This is a genomic window from Actinophytocola gossypii, from assembly GCF_025165815.1.
GTDB lineage: Bacteria > Actinomycetota > Actinomycetes > Mycobacteriales > Pseudonocardiaceae > Actinophytocola > Actinophytocola gossypii.
The window spans coordinates 319715-346399 of the sequence record NZ_JAFFZE010000016.1; the positions used below are offsets into that span (position 1 = coordinate 319715).

A 26685-nucleotide genomic window follows, 5' to 3' on the forward strand; every position below is an offset into this window, starting at 1 on the left:
AACGAAGAGGTGGTGACATGGAACAACCGGAAACGGGTGGCCAGTTCGACAGGTGGCTGGACGCCTACGAGGCGATGTACGCGGCCCTTCCCGAACACGGTGACAGCACGTGTCCGAACTGCGGACAGCCGGCACTGCGTCTGGTGTTCACCGGAGAACCGAGCAGGCGGATCGGCTGGGCGCAGCTGTGGTGCGAGAACTGCCAGCTTGGCATCCACATCTCCCGCACGGCCGTACCGGACGACGTGCCGATGAACGACCGGCACACGCCGGTGGCGGAACGGGCCCTGTACGTGCCCAACTACACCCTGGTCACGCCCTGACCAGCGGAGTCTCACGGAGGAAACCATGCGGATCGCCCGGTTGTTCGATGGGAAGGACGGGGACGGCAACTGGACGTTCGACCCGGAGCGGCCGCGGATCACCGATCCGGCGGAGCTGGAGCGGGTGGTGAAATTCCTGCGGTCCGGGACGGTGATCGTGCGGATCACCGGGTTGGACGTGGACCGGCTGGATCCGGTGCGGGGTGAGGCCGTGCCGCTGTCCACGATGACCGACGGCGAGTGGATCTGGGGCGACGGGCTGCGCTACTACGTCGAGCGGCACGGGATCGCGCCGGAGGCGGAGTTCCTGGCGCACATGGCGGCGCACGACTACGTCGCCCCGCGGCCGGAGAAGGCCGCCCGGCAGGCGGCGCTGGACCACCTGCGCGCGGGGAGCTAACGCGGCCGGAACAGCGACGGCACGTGCAGCGCCGCCCGGAGCCGGGCTCCGAAGCCTCTCCTGGCGAGGCCGCGGCGGACCTCGCGGACGGCCAGCCACGCCTCGGTCGTGGTCGTCTGGCCGGCGCCGGTGGGTGACCACAGGGCCAGGTCCACGCCTCTGGCCAGGGTGTGCAGGTTGTCCACGACCAGCGGCTCCGGAACGGTGCCGGCCAGGTCGCGGACGGTCATGCCCACGGTGATCGGGACGCGGTACGCCCGGAGCCGGTCCCGCGCCTCCTCCCAGGCGCCGACCACCGCGCCGGCGCCACGCCGGTGGCGCCGGCGCCACGCACGCACCCCGCGAGCGAGCGGGACGCCGGCGAGTCGCAACACCAGCACGGCGCCGACCACGACGGTCAGCGCGATCAGGGGGAACGACGGGCCGCCGACCGGAGCGGCACCACTGGCGTCGTCCTCCTCCGGCACGTCGGGCTCCACCACCTCGTTCCTGGGGGGCAGGTTGTCGCGGGCACCGGCGGTGGCCTCCGCCAGCGCCGAGCCGCCGCCGGTGCCGCTCGCCTGACCGGTCGGGTCGAGGGGCACCCAGCCGACGTCCTCGACGGCGACCTCGGGCCAGGCCAGCACGTCGTCGTTGTGCACCACCGTGGCGCCGTCCGCCGCCGGTTCGGGGGCGCGGAAGCCGACCGCCACCCTGGCCGGGATGCCGAGGATCCTGGCCATCAGCACGTACGCCGTGGCGAACTGCTCGCTCGTGCCGATCCTGGTGTCGGTCAGGAACCGCTCCAGCTGGTGCCAGCCGTTGCCGGTCGGCAGCTCCCCGTCCTTGACGGCCTCGAACCTGTTGCCCTTGAGGAAGAAGTCCTCCAGCAGCAGGGCCGCCTCGAACGACGGGCGCATCCGGCTCACCGCCCGCTGCGCCAGCTTGACGACCGCCTCGGGCGGGGTGCCGACACCGCCGACCGGGACGTCGCGGTCGATGCCGGCGCCGCGCAGCTGCTCGCGGGTCGGAGTGGTGGCCCACCAGCTCAGGTCGTACTCCACCGGGCCCTCGTGTGCGGGCACCACCAGCGTCCCGGAGTCCTCGCCGATCCGCGGGGCAAGACCGGTCACCGACGCCGGCATCGCCTGGCTCGGCACCCACTGCCCGTCGAGGCCGGTCACCCGGACGTCGGCCTGGTTCCTGGTCACCTCGCCCACCCCGGGCGGCGGGGTGAGTTCACTTCCCATCCGCAGGAACTGCGCGTCGACCTGCCAGGACGCGCCGTCGAACTCGTCGAGCACGCACAGCCGCCAGTACTCGACCGGGTCGTCGGTGGTGTAGCGGAACACCTCGACGTCCGGGTTGGTCATCCGGTCGGCGATGTCGTCCAGCGGGCTGGTCATGCGGCCCGGTGGCAGCGGCGCCTCCTGGTTCTCCCGCAGCGAGTACGCGGGCCGCTCGACCGGGTCGAGCGCGCCGAGCAGGGCCGCGCCGGCCACGGTGAGGACCAGCGCGGGCACCACCATCAGCGCGGTCGCCACGCCTCGGCGGCCGGTGGTCCTGGTCGGCTCCGGCCCAGCCGGGGTGCGGGTGACGACCAGCAGCGCCACGGCCAGCGCGGCGAACCCCAGCCCGGCGGCGGTCGCGGTCACCCCGGTCAGCGCCACGTACGCCTGGCTCAGCACCAGTACGACGAACCCGGGCAGCAGCGCCACCAGCGGCCGGCGGAGTCGTGCCATCAGCTCCACCGCCACCACGGCGGCGCCCAGCGCGGCGAGCGGGACGAACAGCAGCAGCTCCGGGTCGGGCCGCGCGGGCCACGTCGACTGCAGCGTCTGCCGCCAGGAGTCGGTCACCCCGGTGGCGAACATCCGCAGCGTCTCGGCGGTCGGCAGGCCGGCGGCGGTGGTGTCCCGCAACGTGGTCTCCACCAGGCCGAGCAGCCCGGCGACCAGCGCGAGCAGGGCCCGCCACGGCACCAGCCCAGGCCTGCGCAGCGCCAGCTCCGCCGCGGCGTAGGCGACCACGGCCACCACGGCGAGCGGCAGCACGAGCGCCGCGAACCCGAACACCGGCTCGAACAGCAGCCCCGGCGCCACCGCGGCCAGCACCACCAGCGCCAGCCCGATGCGTGTCGACGTCCCCGTGCTCACCCGGCCACCACCACGTTCCAGCGGCGGACCGCGTCGGCCGCGTCGCTCGCGTGCAGTACCCGCATTCCCGGCACCCGCACCGCGACGCCGGTCGGGCCGTGCCCCGGGTACGCGTTCAGCACCACCGCCACGGTCGTCGCGTAGTGCTGGCGCAGGGTGGCCAGGGCCGCCAGGTCCGCCGGGTGCGCGCCGGCCAGCACCACCACGAGCGCGCCGCCCCGGTCGCCGGAGCGGGCGAACTCCGGCGGCACCAGCGGCCGGTCGACGTCGGTGGCCGGGGTCAGCTCGCACAGCTCGTCGAGCAGCCTGCGCACCGACTGCGTGCCGCCCGCCACCCCCACGTCCAGCTCCCCGGAGGTGACCAGCCGGCAGCGGTGGCCGGCGGTGGCCGACGCGGTCAGCAGCGACGCCGCCAGGTCCACCGCGTCCTCGAAGGCGGCCTCGGTGGTCAGCTCGACGCGGGTGTCCAGCAGGGTGGTGAACCTCGGCTGCTCGGGGTCGACGTAGTCCCGCACCATCAGCCGGCCGGTCCGCGCGGTCGCCTTCCAGTGCAGGTGCCGCACCTCGTCGCCGACCACGTACTCGCGGACGTCGCGCAGGTCCAGCGAACCGTGCAGGGTCTCGTCGCGGGTGCGGCCCTCGTGGTGGTGGCGCGGGTGCCCACCGGCCAGCGCGCGCACCGGCAGCACCCGGGGGTGCACCCACAGCGTGGTGGTGTCACCGGTGGTGAGGCGGCTGCGCCCGAGGCCCAGCGGGTCGGCGCGCTGCAGGGTCAGCGGGCCGACCTGGAACCGGCCGCGGCGCCGCGTCGGCAGGTCGTAGTGGTAGGTGGCCTGCGCGCCCGGTCCGAGCGCGCGCACGGTGACCGCGTGGAAGCCGGAACCCATCGGGTCGCCCGCGGTGAACTCGCCCTGCCACCGGCCGCCCGGGTTGCGCACGGACAGCTGGGCGAACGCCGGCTGTCCGCGGCGCACCCGGTCCGGGTAGACCGCCCTGGTCACCGCGACCCTCGGCCGGCGCGCGGTCACCAGCAGCGCCGCGAGCACCACGCCGAGCGCCGCGCCGGCGACGCCGCGCAGCAGCGGGTAGCCCAGCCACTCGGCCAGCACGAAGCACACCACTGCCGTGACAAGCACGACGACGCCTCGGCCGGTGAGCCGGGGCACCGCTACTGCCCCGCGGGAACGGCGGCGTTCGTGCTGCTGCTCGGCGCCGGCACCTGCTTGAGCACGTCGTCGATGACGGTGCTGGTGCTGCGCTGGTTCAGCTCCGCCTCCGCGGTGAGGATCAGCCGGTGCTCCAGGACGGGCTTGGCGACCTCCTTGATGTCGTCCGGGGTGACGAACGTGCGCCCGTACGTGGCGGCCACCGCCTGCGCGGCGCGGACCAGCGCGATGCTGCCGCGCGGGCTGGCGCCGTAGCGCAGTGCCTCGTGCTCGCGGGTGACGGCGGCGATCCGGGCGGCGTACTCGACCACGTTCCGGTCGATGTGCGCGCGACGGACCTCCTCGGTGGCCTGCCGCAGCGTGTCCAGGTCGACCACCGGACGCAGCTCGTCGGGGCCGATGCCGGCGCAGTCGCTCATGATCACCAGGACCTCGGACTCGAGGTTCGGGTAGCCGACCGACAGCCGCATCAGGAACCGGTCGAGCTGGGCCTCGGGCAGCCGGTAGGTGCCCTCCATCTCGATCGGGTTCTGCGTGGCGACGACCAGGAACGGGCGCGGCACCTCGTGCCGCACGGCGTCCACGGTAACCGTGCGCTCGGCCATCACCTCGAGCAGCGCCGACTGGGTCTTCGGCGTGCCCCGGTTGACCTCGTCGGCGACCACGACGTTGGCGAACACCGCGCCCCGGCGGAACTCGAACTGCTCGGCGCCCTGGTGGTAGACCTGCACGCCGGTGATGTCGCCGGGCAGCAGGTCGGGGGTGAACTGGATCCGGCTCCAGTCACCGCCGATGCTGCGGGCGAGGCAGCGGGCCAGCGTGGTCTTGCCCAGCCCGGGCACGTCCTCGACCAGCAGGTGCCCCTCGGCGAGCAACGCGGCCACCGCGAGCCGCACGAGTTGGGGTTTGCCCCGGATGACGCCCTGGACGTTGGCCGCGATCTTCTCGTAGACCTGACCAGCGACTGGCTCGTTCACCCAGCCTCCACTGTGATCCTGTTCGACCTGTGCTCCTCGCCCGTCGAGACTACTGTCACGATGACCCAGAGCGAGTAGCCCGGGGCTCCGAAGGCGAACCGTTCCGAGAAGTCGTGCACGCCCTCCGCGTTCGTGGTGCCCGTATAGCCGTCGTTCTGGTAGCTCGGTGAATCCGAGAACGGCTGGATGTGGATGTCGGTGTTGGGCGGCAGGCCGGTGGACATGCCGTTCGTCCAGCGGCAGTCGTCCAACTCGCCGCAGTACTCGTCGGTGGGCGCCCCGCGGCTGATCGTGACCGTCACCTGCGGAATCGGGTCCGGCCGGTCGCGGCTCGTCGCCGGGCCGGTCAGGGTGCCGCCGTTCGGGTTCGTGGTGACGGCCCGGACGCTGAACGTCACGTTGCCGTTCGGTCCCGGGATGTTGGTGATGTTGGCCGTGTTGCCGGCGACGGTGATGTCCCCCATCCCGGTGACGCCGACGACGTAGTGGCTGAGGGTGCCCCCGTTCATGTTCGGCGGGCTCCAGCTCATCGCGGCCGTGCGGGCGTTCGCGTCGAACTGCACCTGGAGGGCGACCGGAGCGCCCGGTCGACTCACCGGCACGGCCGGGACGACCGGGTTGGTCGCGGCGGCGGGCCCGGTGCCGACGGAGTTCGTGGCGGCCACCCGGAACGTGTACTGGACACCGTTGGTCAGCCCGTTGACCCGCGTGTTGCGGGCACCGGGGCCAGTGGTGAGCGAGCCCTGCTGGCCACCGCCGGTCCAGGAGACCGTGTACCCGGTGATCGGCGCGCGGTTGCTCGACGCCACGGCCCAGTTCACCGTGGCCGACGCGTTGTCGGCCGTGGCGCGCGGGTTGCCGGGGGCACCGGGCACGGAGGGCGGCAGCGGCGGCGGCTCCGGCGGGGGCTCCGGGGTCGGCGAGGTGGTCTCCTGCTGCTGTTGCTGTTGTTCCTGGCCCTGGTCCGGCGTCGGAAGGTCGTTCTGGTCCGGCAGCGGGAGGTCGGGGCCCGACCGGTCCGGCGGCGGCGGGTTCGACGAGGGCGGCGACGACGGCGGCGACGACGGCGGCGGGGCTGGCGGCCCCTGCTCCTTCCCGCCCGAATCCTCGCCGTCCTCGAGTTGGCCCGGGACGTCGACATCGCTGACCCGGCCGTCCTGGTCGACCACCAGGACGTGCTGGCCGTCGGCGCCGTCGACGTAGATCCGGTTGTCCTGGCCGCGCGAGATCCGCGGGTGCTCTTCGCTCTCGGACTCCAGCTTCTTCTCGCCCACCGGCTTGCCGCGCGCGTCGAAGGTGGAGAGGGTCCTGGTCTCCCGGTCCATCACGGCGACCGCGTCGCCGGTGGACACCGGGCCGTCGTACTCGCCGTCGGCCAGCTCGACCTCGACGGTCTCCTCGCCGTTCGCGGCCGGATCGAGGCCGGCCGCGTCGACCAGGTGCATGTCGTCGTCGCGCGGGTCGAGGACCGCCAGCCGGCCCGCCACGTCGTGCGCGGCGACCTGGACCTCCTCCGGCACCTCCACGCCGAGGCTCCGGCCCTCGCCGAGGCCGTCGTCCTCCACCGCGTGCATCATGTCCGCTTCGGTGTCCACGAACACCGGCCGGTCGTCGACCACCGACATCACGCCGGGGTTGCCGTTCGGCACCAGCACCGAGCAGTCGATGCTGGTCGCCTCCGGCGCCAGGCTGCACAGGAACGGGCTGCCCTTGCGCGCCATCCACAGGGTGCCGTCGCTGGTGGCGACCGGGTCGCCGACCGAGCCGCCGGCCGACATCGTCAGCGGCTCCTCGCCGAACCGGGTGATCTGGCCCGCCTCCCGGTAGACCGCGTACGGCCCACCGGGAACCTCGAGCCCGATCGGCGTCTCGTCGGCGGCCGGTTCGAGTTCGTCGACGACCGACAGGTCGGACTTGCCGAACACGGTGATCCGGTTGTCGCCGATCACGTAGCCGCTGGAGTCGCCCTGCACGACCTGGACCCGGTCGCCGTAGTCCCCGCTGATCCCGCCCTTGGCGTCGATGCGGGAGGTGGCGCCGTCGATGTGCAGCAGCAGGTTGGCCGGTGAGTTGAAGACCCAGTGCCCCGGCGGGAGGAACTTCATCGCGTCGACGCTCGCGGTCGCCCCGGTGACCGCGGCGACCACCCCCGCGACCACGGCGACGACGACGGCGAGTACGGGAAGCCGCGAACGCCAGCCCTTGGGGCCCCGGGCCGGGGTGGCGGAAGAAGTCTGCGCAGACATGGCCACAACACGTTAACGCCTGACGACTCCCGGCGATGCGGGGTGAGACCAAATTGGCAGGTTCAGGTCAGGGGGCTACCGGGAAGGTCAACTCGAAGATCGCGCCGCCCTCCTCGGCGTTGTAGACCGCGAGCGTGCCGCCGTGCGCCTGGGCGACCCAGCGCACGATCGACAGCCCAAGCCCGGTGGACCCGCTGCCGGTGCGGAACCGGTCGAACACGTCCTCGGCCAGCGCGGCGTCCACGCCGGGGCCGTGGTCGGCCACGGTCACCCGGCCGCCGGCGACCGAGATGTGCACGATCGCCGGCTGGTCCGGCTGGCGGCCGTAGCGCAGCGCGTTGTCCAGCAGGTTGCCGATCGCCCGCTGCACCAGCGTGGGGTCGACCATGACCTTGGTCGGGGCCGCGGTCACGGTCACGCTCGCGCCGCCGGCCGGGGTGTCCTCCACGACGCCGGTGACCAACTGGTCGAGCCACACCGGCTGCACGGCGAGCCGGTCGACACCGGCGGCGAGCCTGGCCCGCACGAGCAGGCTGTCGATGATCCCGCCCATCCGCGCGGCCAGGTTCACCGTGCGCGGCAGCAGTTCGGGTGCCTCGGCGGGGTTGCGCAGCGCGGTCTCGGCCAGCGCCCGCAGCGCGGCGACCGGGGTGCGCAGGTCGTGCGCGGTCTCGGCGAGCAGGGTCTCCTGCTGCTCCAACGCCCCGGCCGCGGGCCGGATCGCCCGCCCGGACAGCCAGTGCCCGGCGAACGCGAGCCCGCCGACCGCCAGCACGCACCCGCCGACGACCAGCAGGATCATCCGGTCGTGCGCGTCCCGGGCCGGCTCCGCGTCGGCCAGCGCCACGACCACCCCGACGGCACCACGCGAGTCGAGCTCGAACGGCTGGGCCAGGAGCCGGGCGAACTCGCCGTCGGCGTACTCGTACCAGCCGCTGAGCTCGCGGCCCGAGTCGGTCGCCTGCCGAGCCGTTCCGGCGAGGTACTCGCGGTCGGCGTCGACGCACTCCTTGTCCGAGACGTACGGCTCGAACTCGCCTGCCTCCGGCGGCAGCACGTAGAACTGCGGGCACTCGCCGGAGATCACGTCGTCGCCGATGAAGGCGGTGTTGACCCGGCCGTTGTCGTCCTGCACCAGCCGCATGACGGTGGAGACGACCCGGCTCAGCTCGCCGTCCAGGCGCTGCTCGTACCGGTCCTGGTCGGCGTCGATGGACAGCCAGGCGAACACGACCAGGCCGGCGGCGTTGACCGAGGTGAACAGCAGCGTCAGCACCCACCGGAGGCGGCGCAGCCCGTCCGCGGCGGACCGGTTCATCGCCCGCTTCCCGCCAGCCGGTAGCCGTGGCCCCGCACGGTGTGGATCAGCTCGGGGGTACCGAGCTTGCGGCGCAGCCGTTTGACCGTCACGTCGACCACGTTGGCCGTCGGGTCCGTGCTCTCGTCCCAGCAGTGCTCGATCAGGTCGGTGCGGGTGACCGCCTCCCCGGCCCGGGTGGCCAGGTACTCCAGCACGGCGAACTCCCGGTTCGACAGCGTCAGCAGCACCCCGGCGCGGCGCACCGCGCGGCGCGCGCAGTCGACCTCGAGGTCGGCGATGCGCAGGATCGCCGGGCGCGCGCCGGCCCGGCGGCACAGGATGTGCACCCGCGCGGCCATCTCGGCCACCGCGAACGGCTTGACCAGGTAGTCGTCGCCGCCGTGGTTGAAGCCGTCGATCCGGTCGCCGACGGTGTCCCGCGCGGTGAGGAACAGCACCGGGACGTGCCAGCCCTCCTGCCGGCGGCGGTGCACGTAGGTCATCGCGTCGCCGTCGGGGAGCATCCGGTCGAACACGACACAGGCGTACTGGTCCGCGCGCAGGGCGGCGTCCGCGGTCGCCAGGTCCGGGGCGGCCGCGACCGCCAGGCCGGACGCGCCCAGCTCCGCGGCCACCGCGACCCGAAGGTCCTCGTCGTCCTCGACTACCAAAACGCGCACGTTCGTCTCTGTCATCGAAACCTAATGTGCTCCGTCCGATCGTGTGTCCAGCAGGAGCGAACACGACGGAGGCCGGATGATCGACGACGGTAGCGCCTCGCCCCGTCCCGCCGGCGCGGGATGGCCGGAACCGGCCGTGGCGGCACCCCCACCAGGGGTTCCCTCGGCCCAGCCGGCGCCGACGCGGGTCACCGCGCCGGCCGCGCCCGTGCTCGTCGGCGCGCCGGCGGCCCAGGCCCAGCCGCGGGCCCGGACCCAGGTCGCCGCCCAACCGGCAGCGGCGGCCGACGGCCGCACCCAGCCGTACGGCGCGTCCCGGCCGCCGATGCGCCCGCCGAACGCCGTGCCGATCGCGACCACGGCTACCCCGCCGAAGGGACCGCGCGGCAACCCGGTCAAGGAGTACGTGCGGCACCTCAACCTCATCCAGGTCATCTGCTGGCAGCTCGCCGCCCTGGCGGTGGTGCTGACCGTGCGGCAGCCGTGGCCGGTGCTGGTGACCGCGTCCGCCGGCGCCGCGGTGCTGCTCGCGCTCACCACGGTCCGGGTCGGCGGGCGGTGGCTGTACCAGGTCGCCTCGGTCGCCGCCGGCTTCCTGTCCCGCGCCAGGCGGCGCGACCTGCCGGAGACCGGCGGCAAGACCCCAGCGCTGCTCGAGCTGCTGGTGCCGGGCACGACCGTGCGGGTCACCGAGACCAACACCGGCCCGGCGATGACCGTGAGCCACCCCGGCGGGCTCGCCGCGGTGCTGCGCCCGCGCGGGCAGGTCGGCGACCCGCTCGCCCTGGTGCCGCCGCCGGCCGCGCTGCTCCCGGTCGCCGGCTCGGTCGAGGCCGGGCAGCCGCACCGGTACGGCGTGCAGACCGTGCTGCACGCCGGGGTCCGCCGGGACGGTCCGCCGAAGGTGTGGTTCGCGGTGCACGCCGTCCGCACCGTGGAGACCCCGCACGACGAGGAGCTGACCCTGGCGCTGCGCAACGCCATGCGCCGGGTGCGCCGCGCGCTCGACCGGGCGGGGGTGCCGGCCGAGCCGCTGGCCGAGGACGCCGCGTTCGCCGCCGTCGCCGGGCTCGCGCACGTCACCGGCGGACGCAACGAGGTGCGCGAGGACTGGCGGTTCTGGCGCACCGGACCGGTCTCGCAGGCCGCGTTCGTGCTGTCCGGCCTCGACCGGCTGACCGACCCCCAGCTGCGGCGCCTGGTCGCCGACCTGTTCGCGGTCACCGGCGGCGTCTCCCTCACCGTCGCCCTGGCCGCGCGGTCCGGCCGAACCGGGGCCCACGTCTCCGGCGTGCTGCGCCTGGCCGCCACCACCGAGGCCGCGGTCGAACACGCCGCCACGGCCGCCGCCCGCGTCGTCACCGGCGCGGCCCAGTACGTCCCCGCCGGTTTCCGGCTCGCCCGACTCGACGGCACGCACTCGTCCGGCGTCGCCGCGTCCCTTCCGATCGGAGTGTTCTCGCGATGAAGACCATGACCAAGACCATCAACCGTGGCCCCGTCTCGATGCTCCCGGTCCGGCACGCCGCTCCCGGTCCCTCCACGGCGGGGGTGGAGGCGCTGCTGGCGTCGGCGACCCGCGAGGTCCTGCTGATGACCGCGCTCTCCCGGGGCGGCCGGGAGCCGATCGGGGCGATCCGGCGGATCGACCAGGAGAACGTCCGCCGGGGCGTGCGCTACCGGGTGGTGGTGCCGGACTCGACCCGCACCGAGCCGGTGCTCGCCACCCGGCTCGGCGCCCTGGCGCTGGCCGGCGCGGACGCCCGCACGGTTCCCGAGGTGCCGACCGACGCGCTGGTGATCGACGGCACCGTGGTGGTGCTGCCGGTCGACCGCACCGCGGGCGGCGCCACCGCGAGCACCGCGGTGTTCCGCCTGCCCAGCGTGGTCACCACCACCGTCGAGCTGTTCGAGCGGGTGTGGCCGACCGCGGTGCCGTTCACCGCGTCCGACCTGCCGAACACCGCCGAGCTGAACCTGAAGGAGCGGGAGCTGCTGACCCTGCTGTCCGCCGGCTGCACCGACGAGTCGGCCGCGGCCAGGATGAACTGCTCGGTGCGGACCGTGCGGCGGATGGTGTCCACGATCATGGACCGGCTCGGCGCGCGCAGCCGGTTCCAGGCCGGGGCGAAGGCCGCCGACCGCGGCTGGCTGATGGAACGGGCGGGCTGATGTCCCGTAGGACCCTGCTCGTCGCCCCGGGCCAGCACGGCGCGTACGACACCGTCGGCGAGGCGCTGCGCGACGCCCCGGACGGCGGCGTGGTGACGATCGCGGACGGCAGCTACGCGGAGACGTTCGAGCTGACCGACCGGCGGCTCACCCTGCGCGCGGTGGACGGCGCCACCGTCGTGCTCGACGGTTCCGGCGGCGACTGGCCGGTACTGGTCGCCAGCGGCGGAGCGCTGACCCTGCAGGGCATCGAGGTCCGGGCGGCGTCGAACGCGCTGCGGGCCGACAACGTGGAGCTGACCGTCGAGCGGTGCGTGCTCGGCGCGGACCTCGGCCCGGCGCTCGCGGTGCGCAACTGCGCGCGGTTCACCGTCGCGCGCACGACCGCCGCCGGGATCGTGGTGGAGAGCTCGTCCGGGCGGATCCACGACACCACGGTGGAGAACGTCGCCGGTGACGGGATCGTGGTCGCCATGGGCGCCGACCCGGAGCTGCGGAACTGCGTGGTGGCCGGGTGCGGGCAGCGTGGCATCTACGTCTACCAGTACGCCCGGCCGGTGATCGAGGCCTGCGAGGTCTCCCGCACCTCGGCCGAGGGGATCGCGGTGGCCCACCAGAGCCGCCCGGTGCTTCGGCGGGTGAAGGTGCACGACACGCAGGGCGTCGGTATCGCGTTCGGTCCCGGCTGCACGGGAGCGGTCGAGGAGTGCCAGCTGGACAACACCGCCGAGCCGGCGCTGTCGCTCGCACCGGACGCCACCCCGACGGTGGTGGAGGCGAAGAAGCGCGCCGGGTCGGGGGACGCCGGGCTGGACGACCTGCTCGCCGACCTGGACGCGATGGTCGGCCTGCCGGCGGTCAAGGCCGAGGTCCGGGCGCTGGTCGACGAGATCCAGGTCAACGAGTGGCGGCGCGGCGCCGGCCTGTCGGTCGGCACGGTCAGCCACCACCTGATCTTCGCCGGCGCCCCCGGCACCGGGAAGACGACGGTCGCCCGCACCTACGGCAAGCTGCTCAAGTCGCTCGGCGTGCTCAGCCGGGGACAGTTCCGCGAGGTGTCCCGGCGCGACCTGGTCGGCCAGTACATCGGCCACACCGCGGAGAAGACGGCGAGCGTGTTCGACGAGGCACGCGGCGGAGTGCTGTTCATCGACGAGGCCTACACGCTGTCCCGGCAGGCCGGCTCCGGCGGCGACTTCGGCCAGGAGGCCATCGACATGCTGGTGAAGCTGATGGAGGACCACCGGGACGAGGTCGCGGTGATCGTCGCCGGCTACACCTCGGAGATGGCCGACTTCCTGGCCGCGAACCCCGGTCTCGCCTCCCGGTTCTCCAAGACGATCGAGTTCGAGAACTACACGCCGGACGACCTGCTGGAGATCATCGCCAGGATGATGAGCGGCGGCGACTACCTGGTCGACGCGGACGCCTCCCCGATCCTGCTGGAGTTCTTCGCCCGGATCTCCACCGATCCGAACTTCGGCAACGCCCGCGACGCCCGCCGGCTGTTCGAGGGTGTGCGCAAGGCGCAGTCCCAGCGGTTGCGCACGCTCGGCCGGATGCCCGACGTCACCGAGTTGCGCACGCTCACCGCCCAGGACGTCCTCGCGGCCACCTGAGTACCCGTGAGCGGCGGGAGCGGTCCCGGCTCGGCCGACTACTGTCGGTGGTGTGCGCGTGCTGGTGATCGAGGACGACGAGGACCTGCGGCTGGGGGTGGCCGGGTCGCTGCGCGGAGCCGGGTTCGCGGTGGACGCCGTCGGCGACCTGCCGGCGGCGGACGAGGCGCTGATGGTCAACGCCTACGACTGCGCGGTGTTCGACCGGATGCTGCCCAGCGGCGACGCCCTGCACTACGTGCGGGCGCGCCGGCCGGCGGCCCCGGTGCTGTTCCTGACCGCGCTGGACTCGGTGATCAACCGGATCGAGGGCCTGGAGGCGGGCGACGACTACCTGGTGAAGCCGTTCGCCATGGACGAGCTGGTGGCCAGGGTGCGACGGCTGTGCCGGCTGGTGACCTCGGGCCGGCCGCCGGTGCTGCGCTGCGGCGACCTGGAGGTCGACACCGCCCGGCACGAGGTGCGCCGGGCCGGGGTGCTGCTCACACTGACCGCCAGGGAGTTCACCGTGCTCGAGCACCTGGTGGCCAGGCAGGGCGCGCCGGCGGCCCGCCAGGAGCTGCTCCAGCAGGCGTGGGACCGGTACGTCGACCCCAACTCGAACGTGCTGGACGTGCTGATCTCGGGGCTGCGCCGCAAGCTCCAGCAGCCGCCGATGATCCACACGGTGCGCGGCGTCGGGTACCGCATCGAACCGGCCTGAGCGGCGGACCGCCCGCGCTAGCCTTTGGCTGGACGAGCATCCGGGGGAGGACCTATGCGACGTGCCATCGTTGCCCTGGCGGCGTTCCTGCTCGTCGCCGTCACCGGCTGCAGCGTGGCGGTGGCCGGCGAGGCCGCGCCGGCCGGCTCCGGCTCGTCCGACGGCGACCAGGCCCTGGTCGAGGAGTACTACGACCGGCTGAACGACGCGGCCGACGAGGGCGAGGACGTGCTGCGCCAGTACCTCGCGCGCACCCAGCACCCGGACTTCACCGACCGGCTCTGCGACCTCGGCGGGCTCACCATGCACATGATCCCGGCGATGTCGACGTTCCGCGTCGACCCGGACTGGGTGCCGCCGGAGGCCGACGGTCCGCCCCGCGGGGTCGTGTACGTGCTCGGGGTGTCCATCAGTGTGCGTGAGGACGGTGCCCTTTTGGGTGAGCAGATCGGTTCACAGCGCGTGGTGGTGCTCGACGGCCGCGCCTACGGCTTCTCGCCCTGTCCGCTGGGCCGGTGACCTGCGGCCGGGTTTCTCGCCGCGAGAAACCCGGGCACGGATCGTCGCGATTTCGTCACTGGGTTGGAGCAGTATCGGTTCCACCGGTAGGGGGAAAACGGAATCGAGCCGTCCCAACACCTCAAGAGCGCGCTCTACCCGGACGAAGAGACCTACGTGAGGAGGTGAGCGCGGTGGCCGTGCTGGACCAGGGGCTGTCGGGGCTGTCCCAACCGGGGCCCGCCCGACGGGACCGGGTCGTCGGCGAGGTTACTGTACCGATGCAGCACCCAGCTCGGCACCTCGAGGGCCCGGTGCCCGAACAGGAGACCAGCCTGGTCGAACTGCACCGGTCGTGCGCCGACCTGCTCGCGTCTCGTGGCCAGTGGCAGCAGGCCTACGAGCATCTGCGCCACGCGCTGACCCTCGCCACCGCCGAGCACGGTCCCCGGGTGCCGGAGCGGGTGCCCGAGCAGGTGCGGCTCGAGGTGGCCCGGCTGCGCCGCGAGCACGCCGAGGCGCGTGAGCAGAGCTTCCGGGACGCGCTGACCGCCAGCTACAACCGCCGTTACCTGGACCAGAAGCTGCTCGAGGAGGCCGACGGCGGCCTCGCGGTGGCGCTGGTCGACCTCGACTGGTTCAAGAGCGTCAACGACACCTACGGGCACCTGGTCGGCGACCGGGTGCTCCAGCAGGTGGTGGAGCTGCTGCAGGTGGCGCTGCCGGACGGCGGGTTCTGCGCGCGGTACGGCGGCGAGGAGTTCGTGCTGGTGCTGCCCGGGGTGGACCCGGACACGGCGGTCGCCGTGGCCGAGGCGGCGCGGACCAGGATCGAGCAGTTCGCGTGGTCGACGGTCGTGGCCGGGCTGCGGGTGACGGTCAGCATCGGTGTCGCGCACCAGGCGGCGACCGGGCTCGCGCCGCCGGAGCAGCAACTCCGCCACGCCGACGGGCTGTTGTACACCGCCAAGCAGTCGGGGCGGAACGCGGTCGCATACCGTGTCGGGGGCGAGGTGCGACTGTGCGGCGCGCCGGTGCGTCGGCCACGTTGACGAAACCGGGCGGCGGCGGTTCGATAACGTTCGGGTCGTTCCGGGTAGGCCGATCGGGCTAGCGTACTGAGCCCAATTGCGCACAGAAAGTGGCCAAAACGAGATCGATGGTCGTCACGGGTGCCATCCATCCGTACTATCTCGCCTCGGAACGACACTGTGAGTCGACGACACCCTTGTCGATCACAACGTCTTGGTAAAGAAAGCGGCACGACCCGTGTGCCGCGGCGCCGGCGAAGCGCGAGGTGAAAGGAGACCGGGTGCCCGACGATGACCACCTTGGTGGCACCCGCTCCGGTGATCCACACGGGTACGGACGCAGACACCGCCGCGAGCAGCCGGACGAGCAGCCGAGGCGCCGCCGCCGCTCCATGGAGGACAACGGCGGCGGCCTGAGCGTCGCCGACCTGGTGCAGCGGCACACCGGTTCCCGCGCGAACCTGCCCCTGCCGCCCCAGCCCCCGGCCGAGGGGCCGCCCCAGGGCGGCGGCCGGCGCGCCCTCCCCCCGAACCAGCCCCCGCGCGGCCGTCCCGGCGAGTCCGCTCCCGGCCGCCAGGGCGCACGTCCCGGCGAACTCCCGCCGAACGGCCGTGGCCCCGCACCACAGCCGGGTGACGGCCCACGCCGCGCGGCCCCCCACGCCGCCGACGGCTACCAGGCCGATGCCGGCCGCGCCCCGGCCGCACCGCCCAGGAGCGGGGCCGAACGGCACGCCTCCGGCCCACACCCGGTCCCCGGCGCCGAACGGCACGCCTCCGGCCCACACCCGATCCCGGGCGCCCACGCCGACGAGCACCCCGGCAACCACCCCAACGGCCGCCCCGGTGGCCGCGCGGCCGTCCCGCCCCCCAACGCCCGCCCGAACGGTCGACGCGCCGCCCAGCCGCAGGACGCCGTCCCTCCGCTCAACGGCCACCCCGCCGAAGCCCGCCCGAGCGGTCGCCGCGCCGCCGCGCCGCAGGACGCCGCCCCGCCCCCCAACGGCCGGCCCGCCGCCGACGCTCGCCCGAGTGGTCGCCGCGCCGCCGTGCCCCCGGACGCCGCCCCGCACCCCCGCCACGGCGCCGAGCCGCTCCCCGCCGACGAACTCCCGCCCGGCCGCGGCCGGCCGGCCGGCCGGCGTCCCGGCGAAGCCACCGGCGGCCCCCAGCCGAACCCCGTGCGCCGCGCACCGGGCCAGACCAGCGGCCACTACCGCCCCGGTGAGGCCACCGGCGGCCCGCTCCCGGGCGATCGCGGAACGGGCAGACCGCAGGCTGGCCCGCTGCCGGGCGGCCGCGAGGCTCCCACCCCGCCACCGGCCAGCCACCGCCCCGGCCGGGCAGCGGGCCCCGCCGACCTGCCCGACCCCGGCGGGCGCCCACCAGCGGGCCGCCCCGTCCCGGGCCGTCGCCCCACCCCCGACACCGGCGACTTCCCGTCGAACCCGCCCCTCCGCCATCCCGGCCCGAGCGTCGACGACCGTCCGTCGGGCCCACCGCGCCGCCCCGGCCCCGACGACCGCATGCCCGGCCCGGGCCGCCACCCCAACCCCGTCGACGACCGTCCCGCCGACCTGCCGCGCCGGCCCGGACCCGACGACCGGATGGCCGGACCCGGCCGGCACCCCGGCGGCCCCAGCGTCGACGACCGCCCCTCCGGCCCGCCTCGCCGGCCCGGCCCGGACGACCGGATCGTGCCCCCGGGCCGCCGCCCCGGCGGCCCCGAGGCGGATCTGCCGCCCGGCGCCCGCGCCTCCGGCATCGGCCACGCCCTCGACGGCCAGGACGACGACGGCGCCGACCTGCCCGGCACCCGCGCTCCCGGCCAGCAGACCGGACGTGGCCCCGTCCCGCTCCCGCCGCCGCGCCGGCCGGACGAGGACCCCATCTCGATGACCACCGAGATGGAGGCCATCGGCGAGGAGGTGCAGAAGCGCCGCAGCATCGACCACACCCTCGCCCGCTTCTCCGCCGTGCACGACGAGATCCAGGCCGAGGAGCGCGAGAAGAAGTCGAAGCGCCGCAAGCTGCGCCCGTGGCAGCAGCAGGACGCCGAGTTCGACCACCTCGACGAGCTCGTCGCCTCGCAGACCATCGCCGCGCCGCAGAACATCTCGGACGAGCCGGGCGAGCGGGACCAGCCGGACGAGGACGCCGACGACGAGCCGGTGTCGAAGCTGACCCGGCTGCGCCGGAAGAAGTCCAAGCGCCGCAACCGCTCCGCCACCGCCGGCCGTGCCTTCGCCATCGTCGCCGCCGGACTGGTGTTCCTCAGCACCGGCGTCGGCTGGGGCTTCAAGAGCTGGATCGAGGCGAAGGCCCAGCAGATCGACGCGCTCGACCCGAACTCGGCGGCCATCCAGGACGCGGCGGCGCAGCGCGGCGACGAGAACTTCCTGCTGGTCGGCTCGGACACCCGGGCCGGCGCGTCCGCCGAGGACGGCGTCGGTGACGAGAACAGCGTCGGTGGCGCCCGCTCGGACACCGTGATGGTCGCCCACATCCCGGAGAACCGGGAACGCGTGGTGGTCGTGTCGTTCCCACGCGACCTCGAGGTGACCCGGCCGGAGTGCGAGATCTGGGACCCCAAGACCGGCGAGTACACCGGCAAGACCGACCCCGGGGCCGAGGTGGTCAAGCTCAACACCGCGTACCAGGTCGGCGGCCCGAAGTGCGTGACCAAGCTGGTGCAGGAGCTGTCCGGCCTGGCCATCAACCACTTCGTCGGCATCGACTTCAACGGCTTCAAGGAGATGGTGGACGCGGTCGACGGCGTCGAGGTGTGCGTCGAGGAGCCGATGAAGGACGACGAGCTCGGCATGATCATCCCGACGGCCGGCGAGCGGGTCACCATCAGCGGCGACCAGGCGCTGAACTTCGTGCGCGCCAGGAAGGTCGAGGGCGACATCACCTCGGACTACGGGCGGATCCAGCGCCAGCAGCGGTTCATGTCCTCGCTGCTGCGCAAGGCGATGTCCTCGGAGGTGCTGCTCGACCCCGGCAAGCTGACCGGCTTCCTGAACGCGTTCGGCAACGCCACGTTCGGCGACAACATCGGTGTCGAGCAGATGTTCATGCTCGGCCAGTCGATGCAGGGCATCGAGGCGGGCAAGGTCACGTTCATCACGGTGCCGACGGTCGGCGAGGCCAACGAGAACGGCAACGAGGATCTGCTGGTCGAGGACAACAACGCCCTGTTCGAGGCGATCCGCCAGGACACCCCGCTGCCCGGCGAGACCTCGTCGGAGTCGGGCGCCAGGTCGGGCGAGGGCGAGTCCCCGAACGCCCAGATGGCGTCCGGGCTGCGGTTCCAGCAGCAGGGCCAGCCGACGACGGTCGACCCGACGAAGATCAAGATCCAGGTCCTCAACGGCGGCAACGACCAGGACGGCATCGCCGGCGACACCGCGGACGAACTGGCCGAGCTCGGCTTCCAGGTCGTGTGGATGGGTGGCGCGCCGGCGGACGTCGACCGGACCGTGATCAAGTTCTCGAAGGTCAAGCAGGCCGAGGCGCAGACGCTCGCGGCCGCCGTGCCCGACGCGCAGCTGGTCGAGGACCCGGCCGTCGGCGGCGCGCTGCAGCTGATCATCGGCCCCGGGTTCGACGGTGAGGTCGGCTCCCCGACCGGCAAGGAACCGGTCGAGCTGCCGGAGAACCTCTCCACGGTCAACGCGGGCGACGTCTCCTGCGCCTGAGTTGTGTCCTCGGGTTCACACGGGGTTCATCGGGCGATGCTGTTCCCGGGCACCTGCGCCCGTAGCATGTCGTCATGCGTGAGGCGTACCGTGTCGAACTCGATGAACTGGCCGCTGAGCTGGCGGGAATGTGCTCCATGGTGGCGACCGCCATGGAGCTGGCCACCAGGTCGCTGCTCGACGCCGATCTCGGCCTCGCCGAACAGGTGATCGGCGACGACGCCAAGGTCGACGACGCCCGCGCCGCGTGCGAGGAGCACGCCTACGCGCTGCTGGCCCTGCAGGCGCCGGTCGCCACCGACCTGCGCACCGTGCTGGCCGCCATCCACGCCGCGGAGAGCCTGGAGCGGATGGGCGACCTCGCCCTGCACGTCGCCAAGGCCGCGCGCCGCCGGCACCCGCAGCCGGTGCTGCCCGATCAGGTGGCGTCGGACTTCCGGGAGATGGGCCGGGTCGCGGTGTCGCTGGCCCGCGAGGCCGAGCAGGTGATCCTGAGCCAGGACGTCGAGCAGGCCCACTCGCTCGAGCAGGCCGACGACGAGATGGACGACCTGCACCGCCACCTGTTCACCGTGATCATGGACAAGGACTGGCCGCACGGTGTCGCCTCGGCCGTGGACGTGACCCTGCTCGGCCGGTTCTACGAGCGCTTCGCCGACCACGCGGTGTCGGTGGCCAAGCGGGTCGTGTTCGTGGTCACCGGCCGGATGCCCGGCGCCGGCCACGACGAGGCGGTCTAGCGGCGCGGAGCGACCGACTCGATCATCTCGCCGAGGGCGTGCACCAGCCGGTTGTTGTCGGCCGGGGAGAACGTGCTGCTGACCGACCCGTCCTCGGCGGGCGGGCGGGACAGCGACAGGTACCGGCCGGCGTCGGTGTCCATCCAGGTCAGCCCGCCGGCCCGCTGCTCCCGGCCGTGCCGGTCGCGGCCGGAGACCGCGAAGAACCCGGTGCCGGTGCGGGGCCGGTTGAGGTAGGACGCGGCGAGCCGTAGCCGCTGGTCGACCCCGCCCGATCCACTGACCGGCCGGAACAGGCTCTGGTCGCCGCCCTGGTCGGCACCCGCCCTGACCGGCACCGGCGCGCCGGGACGGTTGATGGTGACGGACTGGCCGGGGCCGCCGTCCAGCTTGGGCAGCAGGCCGACCAGGGAGACCGCGAGCGCGGTCGGCCGGATCAGCTCGATGCGCATCTTCTGCCCGATCAGCCGGGCCAGCACGCCGGTCTCCCCGGCCGCCGAGGCGCGGGCGTAGATCTCCTCGCGCTCGTTGACCGTGCCGAGCACGGCGACCGCGATCACCGGCTCGGACAGCGTGCGCATGGCCCGTTCGAGGTCGGGGTCGACGTCACGACCGCGGATGAGCCCGCGCCGGCCGAGGTCGGCGAACACCTCGCGGGCGATCCGGGTCCGGTCCACCTGCAAGCGGCCCACGCTGGGGATCTGGAACGGGAACTGCCGGACGTTGGCGCCGAGCAGCTGCGCCAGGATGTCGACCTCGGTCAGCGACAGGAAGAAGGGTCCGCCCATCACTCACCGATCACGGGCGGCGCGGTCATCTGGTCGGTGCCGAACACGGCGTCCGGGTCACCCTCGACCAGGAACGACGGCCGGGTGTGCTCTTCGTCGTCCTCGCCCTGGCCTCGGCCGCCGCCCATACCGCCCATCATGCCGGTGCCACGGGCGCCCGCCGCGCCGGCGCCGCCGACACCGCCGCCGCGCATGGCCGCGTTCTCCGCCGCCATCGCGCCGGCGCCGCCCATCGGGCCCATGCCGGGCCGGCCGCCCATGCCGCTGCTGCCGGCACCGCCGCCGGAGCCGAACCCTCCGCCACCGCCGCCCGGCCCGAAGCCGCGCCCGCCGCCGTAACGTCCGCCGCCGCGTTCCATGTCGTTGGGCCCGCCGGGGCCGCCACCCAGACCGAGCGGCATCGGCGCGCCGGGGAAGTGCTGGTTGTTGCCCGGGTTGGGGCCGGGGCCCGGACCGGGCGTCGGCACGGGCATCGGTCCCGGTCCGGGGAGGAGCCCGTCGCCGCTCGGCCCGGTACCGCCCCAGTTGTTGCCGCCGTTGCTTCCGCCGTTGTTGCCCGAGCCGTCGTACCCGTTGCCGCCGTTGGGCGTCGGGACCGAGTAGACGCCGCTGCCGGAGCCGCCCCCGGCGTCCCCGTAGCCGCCGACGCCGCCGCTGCCCCCGGTGCCGCCGCTGTCGACCGAGCCGCCGGGCCCCATCGAGTCGATGTTGCTGGTGCCGGGGTCGGAGGTGCCGCCGTTAGGGTTGTTCATCACCGGCGGCGGTGCGAAGGCGGGCATCTGGCTGGCGCCGGACAGGCCGCTGTCGTAGGTCCCGACGACCTGCGCGGCTTGCTGGTGGGCGGCCTGCTGCTGGTGGTACTGGGCCATGTAGTTGGCGTACTTGAACATCATGTCGGCCGGGTTGCTGGTGGTCTGCAGGTCCCGGTTGGCCGCGGCGGCGTCGAACTCGACGGGCTCTGGCATGGTGTTCTTCGCCTCGGCGAGCGACTCGGCCTGGATGTTGGTCTGGGTGCCGGCGAGCTGCGCGCTCTGCCCGGCGGTGCCGACCCAGTTGCCGACGTCGGCCATGAACTTGCGGGCCGAGTTGCCGGCCTCGCCCTGCCAGTCGGTCTCGCTGTTGTTGATGGCCGTGGCGACGCCGGACTGGAAGCGGACCATGGCGTTACCCGCCTCGATCCACTTGTCACCCATCTGCCCGACCTGGTCCGGGTCGACGCCGTCGGTGACCATCGTCTTGAGCGCGCCGTGGTCGTAGCTCATGTAGTTCGAGCACATCATCATCGGCGGCTGCCGAGTCTCCACACCCTGCGCCAGCTCGGCGGCCTGTCCGCTCAGCTCCTGGTCGTAGGCCTCGTCGACCCGCCCCTGCCGGGTGAAGATGTCGATGACGTCGTCGATGAAGGTGCCACCGGACTCCTGCTGGTCGGCGGTCTGCTCAGCGTTCCGCTGCGCCTGCTCACTCGTGATCGACGTATCACCGCGGTCGATGTAGTACGGGCTGCTCTGGTCGTACGTAGCGTCGTAATCGCCCTGGCGGTTGCGCCCTTCGCTGTTGTAACCATCGGCGCCGTAGCCACCGTTGTACGGATCCTGAGGTGCCATCTCCAACTCCCGATCAGGGCAGCTTCGGCTCAACGAGTTCAGCGGCCTGCTTCGCGTGATCACAGGCCTTGGCCATGTCACCACCGGCAACGCTGCTCACATCGACCCTGGACGAGTCGGTCACCGCGATTGAGACAGCGCAGACATCCAAGGCTCCCGTGTACTGCACGGCGTCGTGCGATCCGACCGTCAGTGGCTCCGGTGGAGTCTCGGACTGCACCTGGTCGATGCCGAGTTCGTCGATGATGCCCACACCGACGAGGTGGCTGCCTGAGGTTTGCCAGTAACAGCTACGCGCAGGACCGAGTTCCTCTTCCTCTTTGGGCTCGCTCGGCAAGCCGAGTGCAGCCAGATCCTGCTCGGTGAACAACTCACACGGCTCCAGGCCGGTCGTACCCGACTCGGACTCGCTCGGCGAGGTGGTCTCCTCGTCGGTGGGGGAGTCCTCGGGGAAAGACGGGGTATTCCCGCCACTGTTCTCGGTCGGGCTCGCGTTGCCCGGAGTCTCCGACGAGCAGCCCGACAACCCAACCGCGAGCGCAGCCGCAAACGTCACGATCAAGGCCGTACGCCTCACTGGTCGCCTTCCCTCACACCTGTTGAAATCCGCCGCCGATGCCGGTGTCCGTCTCCTGGTAGGACGCCATGGCGGCCTGAATCCCCCGCTCCGCGTCGTCCAACGAGGTACGGAACTCCTGCAGCATCGTAATGAAGCCCTGCTTGTCCGAGGCGACATCGGCTACGTACGGCTTCATGGTCTCAGCGCCGTGACTCGACCCTAGCGGAGGCTGCTGAGCGAGCATGTTGAGTCCGTAGCCCTGCGCGTCGATCCAATCGCGCATCTCGCGGATCGCGGCCAGCAACGCCTGGCCGCCGGTTTCGTTGACAGCGAAACCACCGGTTGACGCCAGATTGGCAAACGATTTCGCGCTGCCGACGATGCTGCCGATACCGCCTGCAACATGCATGATCGAGCCCCCGTTGTCCCACGGTCACAGACCTACCCCCGAACGGTACCAAGCGGTGTGTTCGGGAGACCTGGTTCTGACGAAATCCGAACCTGCCGGGTTCCCGCGATCACGGGCAGCCTGGGTTCGATGGGTTCAGCGGCCCGCTGCGCGTACTCACAAACCTTGGTCATGTCGCCACCGGTGAGGCCGTTCACATCCACACGGGACGAATCGGTCACCGCGATCGCGGTAACGCAGGCACCCCGGGCTCCGCTGACCTTCACAGCGTGGTCCGAGCCGGGCGAGGGACTGACCCGAAGCCTGCCACCGCAGCTGCGACCAGGCCCGACTTCTCCCGAGCCGAACGGCTCGGTCGGCAGGCCGAGCGCAGTGAGGTCCGCAGAGCTGAGCAGCTCACACGGATCGAGATCGACGGAGTCCGACTTCGCTCCGCTGGGCTCGGTGGTCTCCTCGCCGGTCGAGGTACCTTCGGGAAAGGACGGTGCGTTCCCGCCACCGTCGTCTTCCGTCGGGCTCGCGCTGCCCGGCATTTCCGATGAACAGCCAGCCAGGCCGACCGCGAGGTCGGCCGCGAGCGTCACGATCAGAGCGGTGCGTCTCACTGGTCGCCCTCCCCCTCAGGGCTGCGGACTTCTGCGGTATTGTAGCGAAGTCCGCAGCGGCGAGGGGTCAGCCGAAGCGGCCGGAGATGTAGTCCTCGGTGGCCTTCTCGGTGGGGTTGGAGAAGATCTTCTCGGTCGCGTCCATCTCGATGAGTCTGCCCGGTTGGCCTACGCCGGCGAGGTTGAAGAACGCGGTCCGGTCGCTCACCCGCGCTGCCTGCTGCATGTTGTGGGTGACGATCACGATCGTGTAGTCCTGCTTCAGTTCGCCGATCAGGTCCTCGATGGCCAGGGTCGAGATCGGGTCCAGCGCGGAGCACGGCTCGTCCATCAGCAGTACGTCCGGCTGGACGGCGATCGCCCTCGCGATGCACAAGCGCTGCTGTTGGCCACCTGACAACGACGAGCCCGGACGGTTCAGGCGGTCCTTGACCTCGTTCCACAGGTTCGCCCCGCGCAGGGAACGCTCGACGATCTCGTCGGCCTGCTTCTTCGACATGCGCTTGTTGTTCAGCTTCATCCCCGCGATCACGTTCGCGTGGATCGACATCGTCGGGAACGGGTTGGGCCGCTGGAAGACCATGCCGATCTGCCGGCGCACCCGCACCGGGTCGACCTCGCGGGCGTACAGGTTCTCGCCGTCCAGTGCGATGCTGCCCTCGATCCGCGCCCCGGGGATCACCTCGTGCATCCGGTTCAGCGACCGGATCACCGTCGACTTCCCACAGCCGGACGGGCCGATGAACGCGGTCACCGCGCGCGGCTCGACCGCCATCGACACGCCTTCCACCGCCAGGAAGTCGCTGTAGTAGATGTTCAGGTCCTTGATGTCCAGTCGCTTTGCCATCGTGTTCCTTACCGGCGGCCGGTCTTGGGGGCGAAGAATCGGGAGACGAGCCGGGCCACGGCGAACAGCAGCATGACGATGAGGATCAGCGTCAGCGCCGCGGCCCAGGCCCGGTCGTAGTTGATCGTGGTGATGCCGTTCGGCGCGAAGCCCTGACTGTACTGCCGGTACACGTACACCGGCAGTGTCATCATCCGGCCGTCGAACAGGTCGAAGTTCGCCGAGTTGACCACCCCGACCGTGAGCAGCAGCGGAGCGGTCTCGCCGATGATCCTGGCGATCGCCAGCATCACGCCGGTGACGATGCCCGCCGCTGCGGTGCGCAGCACGACCTTGACGATCGTCAGCCACTTGGGCACCCCCAGCGCGTACGCGGCCTCGCGCAGCTCGTTGGGCACCAGCTTGAGCATCTCCTCGGTCGCCCGCACCACCACGGGAATCATCAGCACCGACAGCGCCACCGAACCGACCACACCCATCCGCACGCCCGGCCCGAAGAACAGCACGAACAGCGCGTACGCGAACAGGCCGGCCACGATCGACGGGATACCGGTCATCACGTCGACGAAGAACGTGATGGCCTTCCCGAGCCTGGTCGGTCCGTACTCCACCAGGTACACGGCCGTCAGCAGGCCGATCGGCACCGAGATCAGCGTGGCGAACAGGGTGATCTCGAGCGTGCCGATGATCGCGTGGTACGCGCCGCCGGCGTCCATGCCGCCGAACACGCCACGCATCGTGTAGGTCAGGAAGTACAGGTCGAACCGCTTGAGGCCGTTCTGCAGCACCGTCCACATCAGGCTGATCAGCGGGATCAGCGCGAGGCCGAACGCGGAGTACATCAACGTCGTGGCCAGCCGGTCCTTCGCGGCACGACCGCCCTCGACCATCCGGGTGACCACCAGCAGCACGACCGCGTGCAGCAGCACCCCCAGGAACACCGTCAGCGGGATCGAGAACGAGCCGAGCACCGCCAGCAGGCCACCGACCAGCACCAGCGACCCGACGAACACCGCCATCGGCGTGTACCGGGGCAGCTTGCCGTGGGTGAGCTTGCGGCCGGCGAGGCTGGCCTCGATGTCGACCGGAGTCTGAACGTCGGTCATCAGTTCGCCCCCGAGAACTCGGCGCGCCGCGACACGATCCACCGCGCGAGCATGTTGACCACCAGCGTGATCACGAACAGCACCAGGCCGGTGAAGATCAGCACGTTGATCCCGACTCCGCTGGACTCCGGGAACTTCAGCGCGATGTTCGCGGCGATGTTCTGCTGCTGGCCGGGCCGCAGGATGAGGAACGAGTACAGCAGCCCGGGCGAGAGGACCATGGCGACGGCCATCGTCTCGCCGAGCGCGCGGCCGAGGCCGAGCATCGCGGCGCTGATCACGCCGGACCGGGCGAACGGCAGCACCGTCATCCGGATCATCTCCCAGCGGGTGGCCCCGAGCGCGAGCGCCGCCTCCTCGTGCAGCGTCGGCGTCTGCAGGAACACCTCGCGGGACACCGCGGTGATGATCGGCAGGATCATCACCGCGAGCACGATGCCGGCGGTGAGGATCGTGCGCGGCGGGTCGGCGGCCGGGCCCTCGAAGATCGGGATGAAGCCCAGGTTGGTGGCCAGCCAGTCGAACACCGGGTACAGCTTGGGCATCAGCCACAGGCCGCCCCACAGGCCGTACACGACGCTGGGGATCGCGGCGAGCAGGTCGATCACGTAGGCGAAGCTCGTGGCCAGCCGCCGCGGCGCGTAGTGCGAGATGAACAACGCGACGCCGATGGCGATCGGCGTCGCGATGATCAGTGCGATGAGTGCGGCCAGGATGGTGCCGAACACCAGTGGGCCGACGTAGTCGAGCAGCGACTGGGCCTCGCCGATCCAGTGCACCTCCTCGGCGAGCTCGGCCGAGTCGAGTTGGATCGCCGGCCAGGCCTGCACGATGAGGAACAGGGCGACGGCGGCGAGGATCACCAGGATCAGCACGCCGGCGGCCTTGGCGCTGATCGAGAAGATGAGGTCGCCCGGTCGCTGTGGCGCGCGTTGCTTACCCGGCCGCGCGGGCTTGGCCGCCGGGTCGCCCGTTGTGGTCACTGCAGAGTCTCCGGTAACGGGGTGGGACGGGCCGGACCGGCTGGGCGGTCACCGTGCGGTGTTCGCCCAGCCGGCCGGAACCGTAGCAAGGTC

Annotated in this window: 24 protein-coding genes; 10 read left to right on the forward strand and 14 right to left on the reverse strand. The window is 72.4% G+C overall.

Annotated elements, in window-relative coordinates; all coding sequences use genetic code 11:
• The first annotated feature begins 17 nt into the window (after nt 1-17).
• Both JT362_RS22750 and JT362_RS22755 read left to right on the forward strand, forming a co-directional pair.
• A complete protein-coding gene (locus tag JT362_RS22750) occupies nt 18-323 on the forward strand; it encodes a hypothetical protein (protein ID WP_260193638.1) in 306 nt (101 codons plus the stop codon).
• 25 nt (nt 324-348) lie between these two features.
• Nucleotides 349-723, forward strand: coding sequence for a hypothetical protein (locus JT362_RS22755; protein WP_260193640.1), 375 nt, complete (start codon nt 349-351; stop codon nt 721-723).
• Here JT362_RS22755 and JT362_RS22760 read toward each other — a convergent pair.
• From JT362_RS22760 to JT362_RS22785, 6 genes are all read right to left on the reverse strand, one after another.
• Complete coding sequence (locus tag JT362_RS22760; RefSeq protein ID WP_260193641.1) at nt 720-2858, reverse strand: transglutaminase TgpA family protein; 2139 nt, start codon at nt 2856-2858, stop codon at nt 720-722. The genes JT362_RS22755 and JT362_RS22760 overlap by 4 nt on opposite strands.
• The gene (locus JT362_RS22765) at nt 2855-3994 is read right to left on the reverse strand and encodes a DUF58 domain-containing protein (protein WP_260193643.1); all 1140 of its coding nucleotides are present in this window, start codon (nt 3992-3994) and stop codon (nt 2855-2857) included. The genes JT362_RS22760 and JT362_RS22765 overlap by 4 nt, the downstream gene beginning before the upstream one ends.
• A 32-nt stretch (nt 3995-4026) precedes the next feature.
• Nucleotides 4027-5001 (reverse strand): AAA family ATPase, encoded by a 975-nt coding sequence (locus JT362_RS22770; protein ID WP_260193646.1) that lies wholly within the window; start codon nt 4999-5001, stop codon nt 4027-4029.
• Nucleotides 4998-7247 carry a fibronectin type III domain-containing protein gene (locus tag JT362_RS22775; protein WP_260193648.1) on the reverse strand — a complete coding sequence of 750 codons (2250 nt, stop codon included), beginning with the start codon at nt 7245-7247 and terminating at the stop codon, nt 4998-5000. Before JT362_RS22775 ends, JT362_RS22770 begins: the two co-directional genes overlap by 4 nt.
• 67 nt (nt 7248-7314) lie before the next feature.
• On the reverse strand, nt 7315-8565 hold the full coding sequence (locus JT362_RS22780) for a sensor histidine kinase (RefSeq protein ID WP_260193649.1): 1251 nt from the start codon (nt 8563-8565) through the stop codon (nt 7315-7317).
• A complete protein-coding gene (locus JT362_RS22785; RefSeq protein WP_260193650.1) occupies nt 8562-9242 on the reverse strand; it encodes a response regulator transcription factor in 681 nt (226 codons plus the stop codon). Before JT362_RS22785 ends, JT362_RS22780 begins: the two co-directional genes overlap by 4 nt.
• Before the next feature lie 61 nt (nt 9243-9303).
• On the opposite strand from JT362_RS22785, the gene JT362_RS22790 reads away from it, so the two are divergent.
• From JT362_RS22790 to phoU, 8 genes are all read left to right on the forward strand, one after another.
• Nucleotides 9304-10695, forward strand: coding sequence for a type VII secretion EccE family protein (locus JT362_RS22790; RefSeq protein WP_260193651.1), 1392 nt, complete (start codon nt 9304-9306; stop codon nt 10693-10695).
• Nucleotides 10692-11399 (forward strand): response regulator transcription factor, encoded by a 708-nt coding sequence (locus JT362_RS22795; protein WP_260193652.1) that lies wholly within the window; start codon nt 10692-10694, stop codon nt 11397-11399. Before JT362_RS22790 ends, JT362_RS22795 begins: the two co-directional genes overlap by 4 nt.
• On the forward strand, nt 11399-13018 hold the full coding sequence (locus JT362_RS22800) for an AAA family ATPase (protein ID WP_260193654.1): 1620 nt from the start codon (nt 11399-11401) through the stop codon (nt 13016-13018). Before JT362_RS22795 ends, JT362_RS22800 begins: the two co-directional genes overlap by 1 nt.
• Nucleotides 13019-13070: 52 nt before the next feature.
• Entirely contained in the window at nt 13071-13721 is a 651-nt protein-coding gene (locus tag JT362_RS22805) for a response regulator transcription factor (RefSeq protein ID WP_260193655.1), read from the forward strand.
• Nucleotides 13722-13775: 54 nt separating this feature from the next.
• Complete coding sequence (locus JT362_RS22810; protein WP_260193656.1) at nt 13776-14240, forward strand: hypothetical protein; 465 nt, start codon at nt 13776-13778, stop codon at nt 14238-14240.
• Between the two features lie 260 nt (nt 14241-14500).
• On the forward strand, nt 14501-15271 hold the full coding sequence (locus JT362_RS22815; RefSeq protein WP_260193837.1) for a GGDEF domain-containing protein: 771 nt from the start codon (nt 14501-14503) through the stop codon (nt 15269-15271).
• Nucleotides 15272-15531: 260 nt separating this feature from the next.
• Entirely contained in the window at nt 15532-18951 is a 3420-nt protein-coding gene (locus JT362_RS22820) for an LCP family protein (RefSeq protein WP_260193658.1), read from the forward strand.
• 74 nt (nt 18952-19025) lie between these two features.
• Nucleotides 19026-19691: a phosphate signaling complex protein PhoU gene (gene phoU / locus JT362_RS22825; RefSeq protein WP_260193659.1), complete on the forward strand. Its 666-nt coding sequence runs from the start codon at nt 19026-19028 to the stop codon at nt 19689-19691.
• Here the strand turns inward: phoU and JT362_RS22830 are convergent.
• The 8 genes from JT362_RS22830 to pstC form a co-directional block, all read right to left on the reverse strand.
• Nucleotides 19688-20479 (reverse strand): ESX secretion-associated protein EspG, encoded by a 792-nt coding sequence (locus JT362_RS22830; RefSeq protein ID WP_260193660.1) that lies wholly within the window; start codon nt 20477-20479, stop codon nt 19688-19690. The genes phoU and JT362_RS22830 overlap by 4 nt on opposite strands.
• On the reverse strand, nt 20479-22083 hold the full coding sequence (locus JT362_RS22835) for a hypothetical protein (RefSeq protein ID WP_260193661.1): 1605 nt from the start codon (nt 22081-22083) through the stop codon (nt 20479-20481). Before JT362_RS22835 ends, JT362_RS22830 begins: the two co-directional genes overlap by 1 nt.
• Nucleotides 22084-22096: 13 nt before the next feature.
• On the reverse strand, nt 22097-22639 hold the full coding sequence (locus JT362_RS22840; protein ID WP_260193662.1) for a DUF3558 domain-containing protein: 543 nt from the start codon (nt 22637-22639) through the stop codon (nt 22097-22099).
• 34 nt (nt 22640-22673) lie between these two features.
• Nucleotides 22674-23051 (reverse strand): hypothetical protein, encoded by a 378-nt coding sequence (locus tag JT362_RS22845; RefSeq protein WP_260193663.1) that lies wholly within the window; start codon nt 23049-23051, stop codon nt 22674-22676.
• Between the two features lie 32 nt (nt 23052-23083).
• Nucleotides 23084-23656: a DUF3558 domain-containing protein gene (locus tag JT362_RS22850; RefSeq protein WP_260193665.1), complete on the reverse strand. Its 573-nt coding sequence runs from the start codon at nt 23654-23656 to the stop codon at nt 23084-23086.
• 67 nt (nt 23657-23723) lie between these two features.
• Nucleotides 23724-24503: a phosphate ABC transporter ATP-binding protein PstB gene (gene pstB, locus JT362_RS22855; RefSeq protein WP_260193666.1), complete on the reverse strand. Its 780-nt coding sequence runs from the start codon at nt 24501-24503 to the stop codon at nt 23724-23726.
• 8 nt (nt 24504-24511) lie between these two features.
• Entirely contained in the window at nt 24512-25609 is a 1098-nt protein-coding gene (gene pstA, locus JT362_RS22860) for a phosphate ABC transporter permease PstA (protein WP_260193667.1), read from the reverse strand.
• Nucleotides 25609-26592, reverse strand: coding sequence for a phosphate ABC transporter permease subunit PstC (gene pstC, locus JT362_RS22865; RefSeq protein ID WP_260193668.1), 984 nt, complete (start codon nt 26590-26592; stop codon nt 25609-25611). Before pstC ends, pstA begins: the two co-directional genes overlap by 1 nt.
• Between the last annotated feature and the right edge of the window lie 93 nt (nt 26593-26685).

What these genes read in the sequence shown, in the direction of transcription:
- JT362_RS22845 (WP_260193663.1), bottom strand. Translation starts at nt 23,051, where the DNA reads ATGCATGTTGCAGGCGGTATCGGCAGCATCGTCGGCAGCGCGAAATCG.
- JT362_RS22800 (WP_260193654.1), top strand. Translation starts at nt 11,399, where the DNA reads ATGTCCCGTAGGACCCTGCTCGTCGCCCCGGGCCAGCACGGCGCGTAC.
- JT362_RS22755 (WP_260193640.1), top strand. Translation starts at nt 349, where the DNA reads ATGCGGATCGCCCGGTTGTTCGATGGGAAGGACGGGGACGGCAACTGG.
- pstB (WP_260193666.1), bottom strand. Translation starts at nt 24,503, where the DNA reads ATGGCAAAGCGACTGGACATCAAGGACCTGAACATCTACTACAGCGAC.
- JT362_RS22780 (WP_260193649.1), bottom strand. Translation starts at nt 8,565, where the DNA reads ATGAACCGGTCCGCCGCGGACGGGCTGCGCCGCCTCCGGTGGGTGCTG.
- JT362_RS22810 (WP_260193656.1), top strand. Translation starts at nt 13,776, where the DNA reads ATGCGACGTGCCATCGTTGCCCTGGCGGCGTTCCTGCTCGTCGCCGTC.
- JT362_RS22785 (WP_260193650.1), bottom strand. Translation starts at nt 9,242, where the DNA reads ATGACAGAGACGAACGTGCGCGTTTTGGTAGTCGAGGACGACGAGGAC.
- pstA (WP_260193667.1), bottom strand. Translation starts at nt 25,609, where the DNA reads ATGACCGACGTTCAGACTCCGGTCGACATCGAGGCCAGCCTCGCCGGC.
- JT362_RS22790 (WP_260193651.1), top strand. Translation starts at nt 9,304, where the DNA reads ATGATCGACGACGGTAGCGCCTCGCCCCGTCCCGCCGGCGCGGGATGG.
- JT362_RS22775 (WP_260193648.1), bottom strand. Translation starts at nt 7,247, where the DNA reads ATGTCTGCGCAGACTTCTTCCGCCACCCCGGCCCGGGGCCCCAAGGGC.
- phoU (WP_260193659.1), top strand. Translation starts at nt 19,026, where the DNA reads ATGCGTGAGGCGTACCGTGTCGAACTCGATGAACTGGCCGCTGAGCTG.
- JT362_RS22835 (WP_260193661.1), bottom strand. Translation starts at nt 22,083, where the DNA reads ATGGCACCTCAGGATCCGTACAACGGTGGCTACGGCGCCGATGGTTAC.
- JT362_RS22750 (WP_260193638.1), top strand. Translation starts at nt 18, where the DNA reads ATGGAACAACCGGAAACGGGTGGCCAGTTCGACAGGTGGCTGGACGCC.
- JT362_RS22815 (WP_260193837.1), top strand. Translation starts at nt 14,501, where the DNA reads ATGCAGCACCCAGCTCGGCACCTCGAGGGCCCGGTGCCCGAACAGGAG.
- JT362_RS22795 (WP_260193652.1), top strand. Translation starts at nt 10,692, where the DNA reads ATGAAGACCATGACCAAGACCATCAACCGTGGCCCCGTCTCGATGCTC.
- JT362_RS22830 (WP_260193660.1), bottom strand. Translation starts at nt 20,479, where the DNA reads ATGGGCGGACCCTTCTTCCTGTCGCTGACCGAGGTCGACATCCTGGCG.